Genomic DNA, 16,951 nt, shown 5'->3' with positions numbered 1-16,951 from the left:
GACCCACTTCCAGGAACTCGCCAACGACCTGCGCGAGCGGGACCCGCGGTTCGCCGCGATGTTCGACGTCGTGGCGGCGTACCTCCAGAACACCTGACGGGGGCACGGGGCCCCCGCCAGGCGTGACGTCCACGGTTCAGTTGAACGTGATGCGCGTGCCAGCCCGGACGTTGTTGTCCTCGATGAACTCCATCACGACGTTGGGGGGGTCCACGATGGCGCCCAGGTACCAGTCACCGAGGTCATCCGCGCCCCTGAGGTTTGGTACCGTCTTCGTCTGGCATTGTCCCGGAATCAGCGGGTCGTCCAGGAAGATGATGACCAGGGGGGTGTCGCGCGTTCCGTCAGGCTGGCGGTCGCGCGAGATGACGGTATCCCGGGAGAGGAACAGCTCCACCTCCGTCGGCGGAGCCTCCGTCGTGCCCTGATTGCAGACGGTGAAGCGCCCTTCGTAGGGCTGGCCCAGGCGAACGCTGGAGGGGCCGACGACCGAAGTCACGACGAAGTCGGGACGGTTCCCCAGGCCCACGCGGCTGCCTGCCTTCACGTTGTTGTTCTCGAAGAACTCGACCACGGCGTTGGACGGGTCCGCGACGGCGCCCAGGTACCAGGCGCCCGTGCTGGCCGAGAGGGGGATGCCCTCCACCGTCACGTTCTCACACGCGCCGGCGGCCAGGAGCCCCGTCTGCGAGCCGCCCACGAACACATCCACGGGAGGCAGGTTCGGCACGCGCGGAGTGATGACCGGGTCCGCGGACAGGTACAGCTCCACGGGCGTCACCGCGGCCTGGGTGCCCTGGTTGCACACCCGGACGGTGGCGCTGAGCGGCTGCCCATGCGGGAGGCTGGTGGGGCCCGTCACGGAAGCCACCACGAAGTCGGGACGGAGCCCCACGCCCATGAGGGTACCCGCCCGAGCGTTGTTCTCCTCGAGGAGCTCGGGGACGACGGCCTGCCGGTCCACGATGGCGCCCAGGTACCAGTTCCCTTCCCAGACGGTCGGCGGGTAGGCGGTGCTCACGGTCAACGTCTGGCAGCCACCCGGAGCCAGGGGGGAGATGCTGACCGGGCCCTGCGGCGCGTCCTGAGGGGTGATGGTCGCGTCCGCGGACAGGAACAGCTCCGCCGTGGCGCTACCCGAAGGGGCGGTGCCCTGGTTGCACACCTGGATGGTGGCCTCGAACAGCAGGTTGCGCTCGACGCTCGGCGGTCCCGACACCGAGGCCACGACGAGGTCGGGGCCGTTACCGATACCCAGGCGGCTGCTCAGCCGCGTGTTGTTCTCCTTGTTGATCTCCAGGATGAAGCCGGCCGGGTCCACGATGGCACCCAGGTAGTACGCGCCCGTGGCGCCTCCCGGCGAGCCCGTGAAGGTCAGCGTCTTGCACGCGCCAATCTCGAGCAGCCCGGTGTCCTGCATGCCCAGGCGCACGTCCGTCGAGGGAGGAAGGGGAGGCACGTGGGGCGAGAGGATGTCGTCCGGGGTCAGGTACAGCTCCACGGGAGTCCCGCCAGGATGCGTGCCCTGGTTGCAGACCTGGACCTGGGCGGTCAGCGACGCTCCCGGGGTGCTGCTCGTGGGCCCCGTTACGGCGGTCACCACGAAGTCGGGCCCCAGGCCCACGCCGAAGCGGGTGCTCACCTTCGTGTTGTTGTCATCGATGAGCTCGAAGACGGTGTTGGCCGGGTCCACGATGGCACCGAGGTACCAGGGTCCATCGATGACGTGCGGGGGCTGCAGGTTCAGCGTCTCGGTCCGGCACTGGCCCGGGACGAGCACGCCCATGGAGAGGTCCGAGAGGGGGACGTCCGACGCGGGCGTGAGGGGCACGTCCGGGATGACGAACCTGTCTGCGGACAGGTACAGCTCCACGAAGGGCGTGCCGGGTTCCGTGCCCTGGTTGCACACCGTCACCGAAGCGGGGAAGGGAGTGCTCGGGACGGCGCTGGTGGGACCCGTCACGGCGGACACGACGAAATCGGGACGACTGCCAATGCCGATGCGCGTCCCCGCGCGGGCGTTGTTGCTCCTGTCGACATCCGGTGTGCGATTGAGCGGGTCCAAGAGGGCGCCCAGGTAGTACGCCCCCTGGATGCCCGGGTTGGCCTGGACACGCTCCGTGTGCGTCAGGCATTGCCCGGGGGAGAGCTGGTTCGTGGGGAAGCTGCCCAGGAGGATGTCCGAGCCGGGCGTGCGCGGCTCATCCGGGGAGATGACCGTGTCCGGCGACAGGTACAGGTACCCTCGGGGGGTGTTGCTCTCCGTGCCCTGGTTGCACACCGTCACCGTGACGTCGAATGGCTCGCCCAACCGTGCGCTCGCCGGGCCCGTAACCGAGAGCACCGCGAAGTCCTGCCCTTGAACCAGGGCCCGGGTGGGGGAGGCCGCGAGAGCCTCCTCCCGCGTGGCGCTGCTGGAAGGGCTGTCGCTACTGACACTGCTGGGAGCTTCGTCGCACGCCGTCATCGACAGCAATGCCGCGAGCCCCGTGACACAGCACACACCTGTACTTCGTCCGTTCATGTGGGTTCTCCGTTGGGAGTCGCCGACCCGATCTCCCTGGGAGCCCGTCCTGACGTGGAGCTGCACCTGAAATTCAGGTGCATTTGCAAAAAATCGACATGAACGCTCGCTGCGAGGCGTGGAGGGAGGTGACTCAGGTGGCCTGGGTGGCGGGCCCCCCCACGCGCTTCGCCACCCCTTGGCGCCGCGGCCTACTTCCTGGAGATGGCTCGTGGTGGATTGGAAACTCAGGCCGCCTTGGTGGTGGGGCAAGACTCTTACGTGCTCCTGGCGTTTCCGACCAGCGCTCCAGATGGAAGAGCCACTTGATAACGAACTGCGTACCAAGCCGGGCTGTTCTGACAATTCGTCGGTGAACTCGCGGTCGGCGCGAGTGGGGTTCGCCCGGTGGCCTCTGTGAACACCACGGAAGCGTACTGACGGGTCCTGCGCTCCGCGTCCGGATTCAAGTCCCGTCGCAGATAATTGTTGCAGTGGAGGATGAAACTCGCACTCCCCTGACCAGACTGGACGTGGTGAGCCAGCGTAGGGCCTGCATTGCCAACCCGACCGACCTTGGCGAAACCCGTCATTTTGGACTGGGGCCAGTACGCATGGTGGCTGGGATTGAGCACAGCCCAAGGAGCCGAAACGATTTGCCGCAAGGCGGGAGTGTCAGACTTGCTCGCCGTCTCGCGCAAAGCCGTCACCGCATTGTTCTCGCCACAAATCAGGAGAACGAGAGTCAGGTTCAGCCCGTCGAAGCGGATGGTTCCAGCGCCCAGCTCCAGCACCCGAGCAAGCTTCTGAACGCTGCGAGGCTCGTCATGGAGGTCTCGCCTGCGAAAGATGAACTGCCCGCGCCGCAACAGGACACACCGAGCTTTGGTCTTGCCGCGAAAGGCACAAAACCAGGATACGAACCCGCTTGTCTTGCTGTCCCAGACCTCAAAGATGACGCTGACCTGGCCCGAGGCTTCCAGCACCTCCTCGGCATCCGGAAGTCGACTGAGCGTATATCCGGAGCAGAGCCAGAAATCCTCGCCTCCAAAGGCTGCATGCCGTGAGGCCGCGCGCAGCGCCTGGAGCGCATCCTCGGTGGGGTAGGGCGCATCAATGCCCGCTTCTTCCACCCGGGAAAGTGTCGCGATGCGGAGCAAGGCTCCCGTACTCCGTCGCGGCAGCGTCACGCCCTGGCCTACTGAATTTCGAATGCCCTGGGCATCACCAACAAGGTCGGGCATGACCAGCTCTGGAGAGTTCATGGCGCGTAAGCATAAAAGCCAGACGTGAAAGCAGCAGGGCCGGAAGCCGCTGTCTCCAGCGACGTCCGGCCCCGTTCGATTCCAGACCTGGAGGCGCGAGGGCCTACGCCCGCAGCGACACCACGGTGACGCCGTCTCCGCCCTCGTGGCTCTCACCGGGGCGGAACATGCGGATGTACGGCGAGGCGGCGAGGTAGTCACGGATGGCCTGCTTCAGCGCCCCCGTGCCGTGGCCGTGGATGATGAGCGCGGCCTCCTCGCCGCTGCGCATTCCCCCATCCAGGAAGGCCTCGACTTCCTTCAGCGCGTCGTCCGCGCGCATGCCGCGCACGTCGCAGCGGAAGTTCGTCGCCTCCACCTCCGAGGGCGCCACGGAGGCCGCCTTCTTCAGCGCCGCCTCCTGCTTCTGACGCTCCGGGAACTTCGCCTGCTGCGGCTTCTTCGAGCGCGAGCCCGACAGCTCCGACGTCGGCACCCGCATCTTCAGCGCGCCACCCGCGGACACCACCGCCTGCCCATCCGCCAGCTCCAGGATTTCCACATCCCGGCCCAGGCCCGAGTGGTGCACCCACGCGCCCACCTTGAGGTTCGCCGGCCCCGGCGCTTCCACCTGGAACAGCTCCGCCTTCGCGGCCAGCGCCCGCTTCTGCGCCTCTTCCGCCCGCTGCTGCAGCTGCAGCCGGGCCTCCGACAGGGCCTTCTCGTTCTGCTCGGCCCGCAGCTTCGCCAGGAGCTCGCGCACCTCGTTGGCCGCCAGCTCGCTCGCCGCGTGCACGTCCTCGTTGAACTGCATCATCCTCGCGCGGCGCTCACGCTCGAACTGCTGCTTCTGCTTCTCCAGGTCCGCCCGCAGCGCCTCCGCTTCCTTCGCCGCCACGCGCGCCCGCTCCAGCTCCTCGTAGAGCTTGCGGCGCTCCTCCTCGGCCGCCGCCAGCGCCTTGGACAAAGGACCGCCCGCGTTCAGCGACAGCTCCCGCGCGCGCTCGCACACCCGCTGGGGCAGACCCACCCGCGCCGCCATCTCGATGGCCGAGGACTGACCCGCCGCGCCAATCTGCAGGCGGTACGTGGGCGCCATCCGCTTCGAGTCGAAGCCCACCCGCGCGTTGAGGAAGCGTGGGTCCATGTGCGCCAGGGCCTTCAGCTCCTCCAGGTGCGTGGTGACGAGCACCACCACGCCCTTGGCCATCAGGTCCTCCAGCACCGCGATGGCGATGGCCGCGCCCTCGCGCGGGTCCGTGTCGGCGGCAATCTCGTCGATGAGCACCAGCGAGCCCTCGCCGGCCGCCGCGATGATGTCTCGCAGCATCACCACGTGCGCGCTGAACGTGGACAGGCCCTGGGCCAGGTCCTGCGCGTCGCCCACCGTGGAGTGCACCGAGCGGTACAGCGGCATCCGCGAGCCTTCCGCCACCGGAATCGGCAGGCCCGCCCGCAGCATCAGCGAGCACAGGCCCACGCCCGTCAGCGTCACCGTCTTGCCGCCCGCGTTGGGGCCGGAAACCACCAGCGCCCGCGCGTCGCCCGTGAGCGTCACGTCGTTGGCCACCACCTCCGTGCCCCGCAGCACCAGGCGCGGATGGCGCAACAGCCGCAGCTCCAGGTCCTTCACCTCCGCGAACTCGGGCGTGGTCGCATCCAGGTCCGCGGCGAGAATCGCCACCGCCTCCGCCTCGTCCAGCTCCGCCACCGCCGCGAGGCCCTCGAGGATGCGGTCCGACTCGCGGCCCAGGAGGTCGCTCAGCTCCTGGAGGACCTTGCGCTCCTCCTCCGCCACCACCGACTGGGCGATGGCGAGGTCGTTGCCCAGGCCCACCATGGCCTGCGGCTCCATGAAGAGCGTCTGGCCCGTCTGGCTGGCGTTGTGGACGATGCCGTCCACCTCGGAGCGGTAGTTCGACACCACCGGCACCACGTAACGGCCGTTGCGGATGGTGTAGTAGTTCTCCCGCAGCTTCGGCAGGAAGCTCTCGTCGTGGAGCAGCTCGTCCAGCCGCGACTTGATGCGGCGATGCAGGCCGCGCGCCCTGTCACGGGCCTCGCGCAGCTCGGGGCTGGCGCGGTCCGAAATCTCCCCGTCCGGCTCGAAGCACTGGTCGATGCGGCGGGCCAGCGACTCCAGCATGGGCAGCCGGCGGGCAATCTCCATCAGCCGGGGGACGCGCTCCCTGCGCTCGTCCAGCGCCTCACGGGTGCGGACGAAGGCGAACAGGAGCTGCGCCGAGTCGATGAGCTGGCGGGGCTCCAGCATGCCACCCTTGGCCGCGTGGCCGATGGGGATGCGCAGGTCCACCACGCCGCCCAGCGGGAGGGAGAACTGTTCCTGTGAAAGGGAGCGGGCCTCCGCGACGAGCGCGAGCGCCTCCGCGACCTGCTCCGGGGTGTCGAGGAACGGACGGGCGAGTACCCGTTCCCTTCCGGGCTCGGTGCGGCAGCGCTGCGTCAGCGCGCGGAGCACTTCCGAGAAGCCCAGGTCTTCCAATGTCCTTTGAGAAATCTGCACGGTCATGGGTTTCATGCGCGGCTGGTCGGCCGTCAAGGGGATCTGTTGAGGAGCCCGGGTCGGCTCTGTTATCAGCCACGCATGAAGTGGGTCTTCCTGGCGGCTTTGCTTGCGGGCGCGACTGACGCGGCGGAACCGTCCACCCTGACGGCACCCGGCGCGCCCGTAGCCGCGCCGGCCCCTTCCTCACTCCCAGACGCCCTGGCCCTCGAGGCCGCGGGAGACGACGCGGGTGCGCTCTCCGCCCTGGAGGCGCTGATCCGCGCCCAGCCCGCCTGGGAGTTGCCCCGGCTGGAGGCGGCCCGGCTCCTCCTGAAGACGGGCGGGGCGTTGGACCGGGCCGAAGCGCACCTCGACACGGTGATTGCGAAGGCTCCCAATAACCCCCGGGCCTGGTACCTGCGCGGGCTCTTGTGGGAGGAGCGGGGTGACCGGCTTCAGGCCATCCGGGCATACGAGCAGGCGGTCCAGTACCGGTCCTCCTACGAGGACGCCCGCTTCCGGCTCGGCGGCCTGTGGGCCTCCCAGGGGGACTGGCTCAAGTCCGAGCTGCACTACCGCTACCTCGCCCGCGCAAAGCCGGAGTGGGTGCAGGTGCGCCTCCAGCTGGCCGAGGTGCTGGAAAACCAGGAGCGGCTCCTGGATGCCGAGAAGGAACTCCTGGCCGCGAGGACCTATCAGCCGGGCAGCCCGCTGGTGCTCCGGCGGCTGGCCGACTTCTACGAGCGAACGGGCCGCCCCCAGCTCGCGCAGAAGGTTCGCAAGTCGATGGAGCCGCAACAGAAGCGCGTCCTGCGTGAGCTGAAGCCTTCGCGTCGCTGACAGCGGGCGGGCGTCCACCGGGTCGTGACGATTGCGCCCCGGGCGGTGGCACGTACACTGCGCCCGCTTTGAAGACCGCCAACCTCGCCATCGTCTTCACCGACATCAAGGGCTTCACCGAGCGGACCAGCCGGCAGACGCTGGAGGAGAACCAGCGCCTGCTGCAGGTCCACCACGCCCTGCTGGCGCCGCTCTTCAAGGCCTTCGGTGGACGCATCATCAAGTCCATCGGTGACGCGTTCCTCGTCACCTTCGAGTCGCCCACCCAGGCGGTGCTCAGCGGCATCGCCATCCAGGACCGGCTGTGGCACCACAACCGCTCCGTCCCGGAGCCCGAGCAGCTCCACGTGCGCGTGGCCATCAACGTGGGCGAGGTGCGGCTGGAGTCCAACGACGTCTTCGGTGAGCCGGTCAACATCGCCGCCCGGGTGGAGAGCCTCGCCGAGGCCGGAGAGGTGTACTTCACCGAGGCCGTCTATCTGGCCATGAACAAGGCGGAGGTCCCCTCGAAGGAGGTGGGTGCCTTCGAGCTGAAGGGCATCCCCGGGAAGATTCGCGTCTTCCACGTGCCCCGCGCGCCGTACCGCGTGGAGGCCCCGACGGCCGCCACCATCGCCGAGGCGCCGGGCACGGAGAAGATGCCGCCCTTCGGCAACCTGGCGCTGTCGCGCGTGCCCGAGTCCACGCTCTCCCCACCGGTGGACCTGTCCGCCCTGGGCCAGCGCGCCGCGGCGGGCGTGGCGGTGCTGGGCCAGCGCGCGGCCTCGGGGGCGTCGGTGCTGGGGCAGCGCGCGGCGGCGGGCGCGTCCGTGCTGGGGCAGCAGGCCCGCACAGTGGGTGGGTCATTGTTCTCGCGGCTGAGCGAGGAACTGAAGACTCCCGGCCTGGGCGCTCGCCTGCGCGAGAAGGTCGCCGGGCGGAAGGTGCTGGTGGGCCTGGGGCTGACGGCGGTGGTCGCCGGCGCGGCCGTGGTCGCCTTCGGCGGCGGCGCGACGATGCGGGCCATCGACGCGGTGGAGGATGCTCCCGAGGACGAGCGCCTCCCGCTGGTTCGCGAGGCGAAGCGGCTCATCCAGGACGAAAAGGACCCGGGCCGTCGCCACTACCTCTCGGGCCGGCTGGCCGAGGCACAGGGCGACGCCGGGGACGCCATCGACGCGTACCGGAGCGCGGTGCGGGCGGGCAGCGACGACGCGGAGGACCGCATCATCGACCTGCTGGAGCACCCGAAGTGCGGCGTGCGCAGCGCGGCGGCGTACGCGGTGGCGGCGCTCAAGCTGAAGAGCGCCGTGGGCGAGCTGGAGGACCTGGAGGAGGACGGCGGGCCGGATGACGGCGGCGGTGGCTTCCTCGGGCTCGGCAAGTGTGACTCGAAGAACGCCGCGAAGAACGCGCTCAAGGCTTTCAAGGACTGACGGCCCGGCCCGCGGGCCTGGGGTGAGTGAGGAAGGAAACACCGTGACGAAGGTGAAGACGGGACTGGATGTCTGGGTGGAGCAGGGCTTCTCCGCGTTGAAGGGCAAGCGCGTGGGCGCCATCGTCAACCCCACCAGCGTGGACTCGCGCTTCCGCCACCTGGCGGACCTGCTGGCCGGCACGTCCGGCGTGAAGCTGGCGGCGCTGTTCGGGCCGGAGCACGGCGTGCGCGGCGAGGCCCAGTACATGGTGGCCGTGGATGACGCGCGAGACAGGCGCACCGGCGTGCCCGTGCACAGCCTCTACGGCTCCACCTTCGAGTCGCTGTCGCCCCGCCCGGAGTGGCTGGAGGGGCTGGACGCGCTCGTGTTCGACATCCAGGACGTGGGCAGCCGCTACTACACCTACGTCTACACCATGGCGCTGGCCATGAAGGCGGCGGCGAAGGCGCGCGTGCCCTTCTACGTGCTGGACCGGCCCAACCCCCTCAACGGCGCGGCCATGGAGGGCAACCTCGTGGGCGAGGGCTTCCGCTCCTTCGTGGGCCTGTACGCGCTGCCCAACCGCCACGGCATGACGGCGGGCGAATTGGCCCGGCTCTTCAACGCGCAGGAGGGCTTTGGCGCGGACCTGACGGTGGTGCCGTGCGAGGGCTGGCGCCGCGCGCAGTTCTGGAACGACACGGGGCTGCCCTTCATCTCGCCGTCGCCCAACATGCCCACGCCGGACACCGCGCTGGTGTACCCGGGCATGTGCCTGGGGGAGGGCACCAACGTCTCCGAGGGCCGCGGCACCTGCCGTCCCTTCGAGCAGTTCGGCGCCCCGTGGGTGGACACGGACGCGCTGCTGGCGCGGCTGGCGAAGGAGGACCTGCCGGGCGTGGCCTTCCGCGCCGTGGGCTTCACCCCCACCTTCGACAAGTACAAGGGTGAGTCCTGCAACGGCGCTTTCATCCACGTGACGGACCGGAACGCGTTTTTGTCCCTGCGCACGGGCATCGCCATCTTCCAGGCGCTGCACGACATCGGGCCGAAGCACTTCGGCTGGCGGGCGGACGCGTACGAGTTCGTCGAGGACGTGCCGGCCTTCGACCTGCTGTGCGGCACGGAGCAGGTGCGGCGCGGCATCGAGGAGGGGTGGCCCCTGGACCGGCTGATGGAGGGGTTCTCCGCCCAGACGGAGACCTTCGCGAAGCAAAGGGCGCCCTACCTGCTGTACGCTTGAGCGTGGGGTGTTCCACACGTGATTGGCGTCTTCTCCGACAGCCACGGCGACATGGAGGCTTTCGACGCGGCCTATGAGCTGCTGCGCTCGAAGGGCGCTCGCCGTTTCATCTTCGCTGGTGCTCGCTACACGGACCTGGACGAGTGGGTGCTCTGGCGCCGCCAGCGCGCGCGGGGCGGACGCGAGTACTCGGACGCGGACTTCCTGGCCGACGTGACGAACTGGCTGGGCAGCCAGGACACGCTGCCCCGCACGCCCGCGCGCGGGGCGGCTCCGGCGGACGTGAGCTCCGAAGACGACCGGCGGCTCGTCATGGAGCGCTTCGTGCGCGTGCCGGAGCGCGAGTCGCTCCAGTACCGGGATCCGTCCATCAACAACAAGGCGATGGACATGGTCGCCGACACGCTGTGCTGCATCGTGCACGACAAGAACGACCTGACGCGCGATGACCTGCTGAACGCGTCGGTGTTCATCCACGGGAAGGAGTCGGAGCCGAAGGTGGTGCAGATTGGCCCGCGCTACTTCATCACCCCGGGGCGGCTGGTGGGCGCGGCCGAGCAGACGTGCGCGCTGCTGGAGAAGGTGGACCGCGATCTGGGCTTCTCCGCGTTCCGGTTGGATGGACGGGAAATCGTGGCGCCTCGGTTGCTGGTGCTGGAGAAGAAGTCCTCGAAGCTGACCCTCAAGTGAAGTGAGGCCCGACGTGCAGGTCGCGCTCCTCGGCGGTTCGTTCAACCCGCCCCACGTGGGACACCTGATGGCCGCCACGTACGTGCACGCCACCCAGGGCGTGGACGAGGTCTGGCTGATGCCGTCCTGGCAGCACCCCTTCGGCAAGCAGATGGAGTCCTTCGAGCACCGCGTCGCCATGTGCGAGGCGATGTGCGCGGAGACGTCCGGCTGGCTGAAGACGACCTTGATTGAACGCGAGCCGGGGCTCACCGGGCGCACGGTGGACACGCTGTCCCTGCTGGTGGAGCGCTATCCGGACACCCGCTGGTCGCTCATCATCGGCAGCGACATCCTCAAGGACCTGCCGCACTGGAAGGACTTCCATCGCATCCGGGAGATGTCTCGCGTGGTGGTGCTCTACCGCGCGGGCTACCCGGCGCCGGAGACCGTGGGGCCTCCGCTGGCGGAGGTGTCCTCCACGCTCGTGCGCGACATGCTCGCGCGCGGGGTGGAGCCCGCGGAGCTCGTGCCCGCGGGGTCACTGGCGCACGCGCGGGCGCATGGGTTGTACGGGCTGGGAGTGCGAGGGTAGACCCGGAGGCGCTATGTCCCGACTCGACGTGCTTCGCCAGGCCCTGACGGAGTTGTTCGCGAGCGTTGGGCCAGTCAGCTTTCGTGAGCAGGAGTTCGTCGGCATTCCCCGCCTCACGGTGGAGAGGGTCGTCGATGGCGAGACCCGCTACCTCCGGTTCACTCCGCTGCCAGAGGGCAGTGTCTGGGAGTTCGAGCTGCTGATGGGAATCTCCGGGAGCAAGGATGCCTCCCGCAACCTGGACGGTCGCAATGGCGGGGACATGCGCCACGCGGTGAGGATCGCCGAGCTGTGGCTCGTGCGACTCCGCGAATGGGAGGACCTGCCTCGTCCCCCCGGGTACTAGAGGACGAAGCCGAACAGGTGCAGGTGGTCCAGGCCGGGCTCGAAGCGGTAGGCGTACTGGTAGAAGAGGGAGACCGGCACCGCCTGCCCGAAGGTGACGCTCAGCGTCGCCGACGTGCCCACCGCGCCGAGGTTGTTCCGGTTGTCCACGCGTGCCAGCGAGCCGAAGCCCTCCAGCTCAAAGTTGCTCACGAAGAGGGAGGGCAGCAGCCACAGCGTGGACGCCCAGCCATAGTCGATGGGGACGCGGTAGCGGTACGTGGCACTGCCGAGGAGCACGTTACGCGCGCGCGTCGTCAGGTCCTCGTAGCCGCGCAGGTACTCGCTGAAGGCGACGCCGGGTTGCAGTTCGAGCGGGAGCCGCGACGTCTCCGTGGAGTCCCGGCTGGAGTACCAGAGCTCGCCCGCGCTGATGCCGCCGACCTCCAGCAGGCCCGCGGGCGCGCCGGGCAGGAAGCGCGCCACCGCGGTGAGATGGAGATTGTCCCGGCCCGTGAAGGGCAGTCCTCCCAGGAAGCCGTCCAGGCCCAGGCGCACGTCGCCCATCGTCGAGTCGCGACGGAAGGCGCCGGGGTACACGCCGCCGCCCAACGTGACGCCCAGGCCGCGCTGCGTGCCTCCGTACGAGGTGGAGTCTCCCGAGAAGTACGCGATGGACGCCTCCGGGCCGATGAGCCGCGTGACGAGACCGGGGAAGCGCTCGGTCCGGTCGTACTCGCGCCGAAGTGCCAGCAGGCCAATCGCCACCGGCGTGGTCCAGAACGTGCGCGACGCGTACAGCGTGCCCTGCAGGTCCGTGCGCGTGTTCTCGCGAATGCGTGACACGGAGGCCTGCACGTACCAGGGCGCGAGCTGACCGTTGCCGTAGGAGACCGCCGCGCTCGGCTCGTCCTCCTCCGAGCTGAAGGACACCAGCAGCGAGTACCCGTGGAAGCCGAGCCGGTCCTGCCCGGACAGCGCGAGCCCTCCGCTGACCAGCGTCCGGTCCGCATTCGCCGCGTCCGTGCCGAAGAGGATGTAGGGGAGGCGGAACTCGGGGATGAAGAAGCCCTCCAGCGTCGAGTAGGGCTTGTCGGAGAGGATGTTCAGGTCGCTGCCCGGGTCCGCCGGTGGAACAACGGGCGCATCCAGCTCCGCGAGCGCCGTGGGCGCGTCGGCCGGGGGAGGGGAGGGCGGAGGTGATTCCGTGTTGCCCTCGATGGCTTCAGGCGACGAAGGCGTTCCCGAGGATTCATCCGTAGAGGGAGGCGTCCCCGGAGCCTGTGCCGTGGCCTCGGGTGCATCGGAGGTGTCGCCGGTGGAGCCCTGCGCGCTGGTGCCAGGGAACTCCGCGAACTCCTGATCCGAGGGTACTTGCGGCGATGTACCCGGAGACGCTGCAACTTCCGGGGCCGTGGAGGACTGCGAGCCCGTGGGCCCGGCGAGCGATTCCGGCGATGGCGTGGGCTGTGCCGCGAGTGCGGCGGTTTCCGCTGGCGTCTCCGTGTCGGGCGACGGTGACGAGGTGCCCGGAGGAGTCTCCGCGCTGGGAGACGGTGATGCGGTGCCCGAAGAAGTCCCGGGCCGCGAAGTCATGGCCTGCGCGGCGGGAGGAACGGCCCGTTCCGGCACTGGAGCCACCGGCGCACGGTCCAGGGTGAAGCCCATTCCATCCCGGTTGAGGAACGTCACCTCGCCCGTGCCCACCGGATTCACATCCATCACCAGGTGCGGCGCGTCCGTGATGCGCACCACCTCTCGCGTGGCCACGGTCATCACGTGCGCCTGGAGCCGGCCCTCGTGCTCGCGCAGGAACACGATGCGCTCCGCGTCCAGCCAGCGCGGCGAGTAGTTGAACAGTCCATCCCGCGTCAGCCAGCGCAGGCTCCCATCCGCCTCGCGCAGCACCAGGTCCCAGCCCTGGTTCCCCGCCATCGGGAACACCATCCGCGCCCCATCCGGAGCGACCGCGGGCGGCCCCACCGGCGCGCTCGCGTCGAAGCGGGTGAGCGTCTCCGTCCGCCCCGTCTCCAGCTCCAGCCGCGCCACATTCGCCGTGTCACCCTCGACGCTCACGTACACGTACGCCGCGCTGTCCGGCGTGACGCTGCCGCCCATTCCCTTCACGCCGTCCCATGTCCGCACCACCTCGCCCGTGCGCGCGTCCACCCGCCACAGCCGCGCCTCGTAGCCGCCCTCCGCGTCCAGGTCCGACATCACCAGGTACAGCCACGCGCCATCGCGGCTGAACGACATGCCGCTCACCAGCGAAGGACTCCCCAGCACCCAGCGGCGCAAGGGCAGCAGCTCCGTCAGCGGACGCTCGAAGCGCACGCGCCCGTCCGCCTCGCGCACCGTCAGCCGCGAGTACTCCTCCCGTCCCACGCTCACCAGCGCCGTCGCGCCGCTCTCCGGATGCGCGACCAGTCGCGAGAAGTACCCCGCATCCGTCAGCCACACCCGCTGCGACGCCGGCCGCTCGCGCACGTCCTCGCCCCGCTGCAGCGTCCGCGTGTACTCCTCGAACAGCGTCCCGATGTCCTTCCCGTACACCCGCTTGAAGCGCAGCGTCACCGCCACCGGAGGGATGATGGAGTCGCCCTGCTGATCCACCAGCCGCCACAGCCGCTTTTCGCCGTACTTCCCCGCGAGGTACTCCACGAAGTGCATGCCGGTGATGTAGTTGCCACCGAACGGGTCCAACGCCCGGTGCTCCGGCGAGAGGAAGCCCGGGTTCAGCCCGCCGCGACGCGCCTGCACCACCGACTCGTACCAGCCCCGCCACACGGGGCTGTGCGGACGCCCCGTGTCCTTGCCGAAGCGGCCCTCGTAGTACGTGGCCAGCCCCTCCAGGAACCACGACTCGGTGAAGGAGTTGGGCTGGAACAGGCCGCCCGTGACGGTGTTGAGGAACCCCCAGAGCCCGTCCGTCTGCTGGAGCTGCACGTAGTGCACGGCCTCGTGGCAGGCCACGTCGCCGATGTCCACCTCCCCCAGGCCGAACAGGTGGAACAGCTCCAGCGTCACGTGCGCCGGCATCACCATCTGCTGCGGCGTGCTGGCGTAGTCCGGCACCACGTACGCGTTGTTGAAGTCCGAGCTCGTCAGGTAGACGAGCACCCGGCCCCTCGATTCCTGGCTCCACGTGTCCCCGCGCAGCCGGGCCACGCAGCCCTCCAGGCGCGCCGCCATCCGCAGCGCCGGCCCGCGCAGGTGCTCCGGGTAGTAGAGCTCCAGCGACTCCGTCGTCAGCTTCCTCATCTCGTCCCGAGCGAACGAGGCCTGGATGTTCTGCGGGAAACGGGGTGAGACGAAGGCACACCCCACGTGTGTCAGGAGGAGAAGGAAAGCCAGGGCATGCCAGGAAGGCAGCCGGCGGGGAGCGGGCATGCGCGGCATCCTAACGGGCACAAAACGTAGCCACGACCGCGTTTTTCACGGTATTTGGGGGGCGCGTCGCCTCCCTTTCGATTCTGGATTCCTCCATGTCCGAACCCGCCGCTCCCCAGGGGTATCCCGTTCCCCAGCATGTCCACCACGCCCAGATGCAGGTTGCTGGCGCGCTCGAGAAGTCCGAGGGCAAGCCCGTCGACCTGCTCAAGGCCCCCTGGCCTGACGTGGAGAAGGCCGTCATCAAGCTGCTCGGTGGCCCCTTCCAGGTGAACAAGCCGGAGCACCAGACGCTGGCGCTCGGAATCGCGGGCGCCTTCGCCCTGCGCCTCATCCAGGAGCACCAGGCCTTCTGGTTCCCCAACCGTGACTCGCCCGAGGGCGCCACGCTGGGCTTCCCCGACGCCATCATCATGCTGTCGCCGTTCGGCGCGGTGATGGACTCGCTGGGGCAGGGCAAGCTGGCCCGCCTGGACGACCTGGCCGCGGACATCCGCCGCTCGCTGGGACAGGCCCGCCTGAGCGTCAACCCCGCCCAGGCCCTGGGCAACCAGGCCCCGAAGCTGTCCCCCGTGGACTACCAGCGCCTGTTCGACCCGGGCTTCCTCCAGTTCGTCGTCCTGGACACGAACAAGACGAAGACGGCCCTGGAGAACAAGCCGGACGCGCTGGCCCGCGACGTGCGCAACGCCCTGGGCCGCACCCAGCCGCCCCTGCCGCAGGAGGCGCGCCAGCAGTTCGACGGCCAGATTGTGCAGTCCCTGCAGCGCCTGGACGCGACGAAGCCGCTCATCGAGCAGGCCGACCGCGCCCCGCGCCTGGCCGAGCTGATGGCCCACCTGTTCGGCACCGTGGGCGGCACGGGCTCGGCGCCCGAGGACTTCTGGCACGAAATCGTCCTGCCGCTGCTGTTCATCGGCAGCCCGGCGAGCTTCCCTCCCGTCGATGACGAGGAGAAGGAGATGTTCGCCCAGGGAGCCGACCCGCTGCCCCTCTTCGTGGACATCGTTCCGCACTCGCACAAGGCCCCCGAGGAGGGACTGCTGGGCGCCTTCGAGATGAGCGAGATTGGCCTCGTGCACCCGGGCTTCGCCAAGGTGGGCGCGCTGCGGCTCATCCGCATCAACTCGGCGCGCATCAAGCCGCTGCTGGAGAAGTTCGACCCGAACCAGACGGCGGACACCATCAAGCGCTTCACCGAGTACATGGTGAAGGAGTCCGGCAAGCCGGCCACGCCGTCGCCGCAGGGCGAGGAGATGCTCAAGGCCGCGCTCACGCTGCTCGCCGACCTGAAGCGCTCGGTGACGCAGGTGCAGGGCGAACTGTGCCTGCGCCGCCTCACCGAGGCGGAGGCCGCTTCCGAGCAGGCGCTGGCCGTGGTGCGCAAGTCCCTTCAGGGCTCGCTCATCATCACGACCTGAGCAGCCGCTCCAGCGCGGCGCGTGACTCGGGGCGGAGCCGGTTTCCGGCCAGCCCCAGCGCGCGCCGCGACAGCAGCCGGTAGAGCGGGGCGACCTCCTCCGGGAGCGCCCCCAGGTGGGCCTCCACCACGCCCGCGTCTCCCCGGACGATGGGCCCCGTGAGTCCTCCGGAGAGGCCCCGGGCTTCCACCCCTCGCAGCGCCGAGCGCATCAGCGGCAGCAGCGCCGCCAGCGCCGCGTCGGGAGGAATGCCCGCGGCGCCCAGCGCCAACACCGCCGCGTCCGCCAGCGCCACCAGCCCGCCCGCGCTCATCACCGCGCCCGCGTGGTAGGCCGCGCGGTGCGACTCCGGCACGTCGAGAACCTGGAGCCCCACGTCCGCCGCCATGCGCCGCAGCACGTCCCGCAGCGCGCGCGACGGAGTGCTCACCGCCACCGCGTGCCCGACGAGAGAGTCCCGGGGAGAGGACACGGCGCACAGCGGATGGAAGGAGCCTCGCGCGCGGCCCTTCGCGTCGCCAAGCGCGTCCAGGGACAGGGCCCCCGCCGTGTGCACCAGCGCGGCGGTGCGGGGCAGGGTGGCGGACAGCTCCACGGCCACCGTGGGGACGGCCGCGTCGGGGACGCAAAGGAGGACGACGCGGGCGCGACGCAGGTCGGCAGGGGAGGCGGACTTCAGGCCGAGCGCTTCGGCGCGCTCACGTCCCTCGGTGCCACGGGAGTGCAGGCGCACCGGCCAGCGCTTCGCAGCGAGCGCCAGTCCCAGCGCGCCTCCGAGCCGGCCCGCGCCGACGATGACCACGGGGGGACGGGTGGGAC

The 16,951-nt window shown here is 69.7% G+C and carries 12 protein-coding genes; 7 read left to right on the top strand and 5 right to left on the bottom strand.

The features are described from left to right. Window positions 1-136 precede the first annotated feature (136 nt). The 3 genes from HG543_RS06825 to HG543_RS06815 form a co-directional block, all read right to left on the bottom strand. Window positions 137-2,311, bottom strand: a complete 2,175-nt coding sequence (locus HG543_RS06825) for a CARDB domain-containing protein (protein ID WP_169343869.1) — start codon at window positions 2,309-2,311, stop codon at window positions 137-139. A 470-nt stretch (window positions 2,312-2,781) separates the two neighbouring features. Next, window positions 2,782-3,768 carry a hypothetical protein gene (locus tag HG543_RS06820; protein ID WP_169343868.1) on the bottom strand — a complete coding sequence of 329 codons (987 nt, stop codon included), beginning with the start codon at window positions 3,766-3,768 and terminating at the stop codon, window positions 2,782-2,784. Window positions 3,769-3,871: 103 nt separating this feature from the next. After that, a complete protein-coding gene (locus HG543_RS06815) occupies window positions 3,872-6,277 on the bottom strand; it encodes an endonuclease MutS2 (protein ID WP_169343891.1) in 2,406 nt (801 codons plus the stop codon). Window positions 6,278-6,352: 75 nt separating this feature from the next. Here HG543_RS06815 and HG543_RS06810 point away from each other — a divergent pair, with 75 nt between their 5' ends. From HG543_RS06810 to HG543_RS06785, 6 genes are all read left to right on the top strand, one after another. Then, complete coding sequence (locus HG543_RS06810) at window positions 6,353-7,093, top strand: tetratricopeptide repeat protein (RefSeq protein ID WP_169343867.1); 741 nt, start codon at window positions 6,353-6,355, stop codon at window positions 7,091-7,093. A gap of 68 nt (window positions 7,094-7,161) precedes the next feature. Then, window positions 7,162-8,508, top strand: coding sequence for an adenylate/guanylate cyclase domain-containing protein (locus HG543_RS06805; RefSeq protein WP_169343866.1), 1,347 nt, complete (start codon window positions 7,162-7,164; stop codon window positions 8,506-8,508). Window positions 8,509-8,551: 43 nt separating this feature from the next. Beyond that, a complete protein-coding gene (locus tag HG543_RS06800; RefSeq protein ID WP_169343865.1) occupies window positions 8,552-9,733 on the top strand; it encodes an exo-beta-N-acetylmuramidase NamZ domain-containing protein in 1,182 nt (393 codons plus the stop codon). A gap of 18 nt (window positions 9,734-9,751) precedes the next feature. Continuing rightward, a complete protein-coding gene (locus HG543_RS06795; RefSeq protein ID WP_169343864.1) occupies window positions 9,752-10,423 on the top strand; it encodes a hypothetical protein in 672 nt (223 codons plus the stop codon). A gap of 1 nt (window position 10,424) precedes the next feature. Beyond that, window positions 10,425-10,997: a nicotinate (nicotinamide) nucleotide adenylyltransferase gene (gene nadD / locus HG543_RS06790; protein ID WP_169343863.1), complete on the top strand. Its 573-nt coding sequence runs from the start codon at window positions 10,425-10,427 to the stop codon at window positions 10,995-10,997. Between the two features lie 13 nt (window positions 10,998-11,010). Then, complete coding sequence (locus HG543_RS06785) at window positions 11,011-11,343, top strand: hypothetical protein (protein WP_169343862.1); 333 nt, start codon at window positions 11,011-11,013, stop codon at window positions 11,341-11,343. Here HG543_RS06785 and HG543_RS06780 read toward each other — a convergent pair. Further along, complete coding sequence (locus HG543_RS06780) at window positions 11,340-14,720, bottom strand: hypothetical protein (protein WP_169343861.1); 3,381 nt, start codon at window positions 14,718-14,720, stop codon at window positions 11,340-11,342. The genes HG543_RS06785 and HG543_RS06780 overlap by 4 nt on opposite strands. 86 nt (window positions 14,721-14,806) lie before the next feature. Between HG543_RS06780 and HG543_RS06775 the strand changes: the two genes are divergently transcribed. Continuing rightward, entirely contained in the window at window positions 14,807-16,132 is a 1,326-nt protein-coding gene (locus HG543_RS06775) for a hypothetical protein (protein ID WP_169343860.1), read from the top strand. Here HG543_RS06775 and HG543_RS06770 read toward each other — a convergent pair. Continuing rightward, a partial coding sequence (locus HG543_RS06770; protein WP_246356816.1) for a DUF2520 domain-containing protein occupies window positions 16,122-16,951 on the bottom strand: 830 nt, incomplete at its 5' end. The two genes, HG543_RS06775 and HG543_RS06770, sit on opposite strands and share 11 nt — an antisense overlap.

Source organism: Pyxidicoccus fallax (genome assembly GCF_012933655.1).
Classification (GTDB): domain Bacteria; phylum Myxococcota; class Myxococcia; order Myxococcales; family Myxococcaceae; genus Myxococcus; species Myxococcus fallax.
Note: the sequence above shows the minus strand (reverse complement) of the source record. Positions and strands in the feature narration are given on the sequence as shown.

Bases quoted from the DNA above. Each gene is read 5' to 3' on its own strand.
- HG543_RS06820 (WP_169343868.1), bottom strand. From the start codon at position 3,768: ATGAACTCTCCAGAGCTGGTCATGCCCGACCTTGTTGGTGATGCCCAG.
- HG543_RS06815 (WP_169343891.1), bottom strand. From the start codon at position 6,277: ATGACCGTGCAGATTTCTCAAAGGACATTGGAAGACCTGGGCTTCTCG.
- HG543_RS06810 (WP_169343867.1), top strand. From the start codon at position 6,353: ATGAAGTGGGTCTTCCTGGCGGCTTTGCTTGCGGGCGCGACTGACGCG.
- HG543_RS06785 (WP_169343862.1), top strand. From the start codon at position 11,011: ATGTCCCGACTCGACGTGCTTCGCCAGGCCCTGACGGAGTTGTTCGCG.
- HG543_RS06780 (WP_169343861.1), bottom strand. From the start codon at position 14,720: ATGCCGCGCATGCCCGCTCCCCGCCGGCTGCCTTCCTGGCATGCCCTG.
- HG543_RS06775 (WP_169343860.1), top strand. From the start codon at position 14,807: ATGTCCGAACCCGCCGCTCCCCAGGGGTATCCCGTTCCCCAGCATGTC.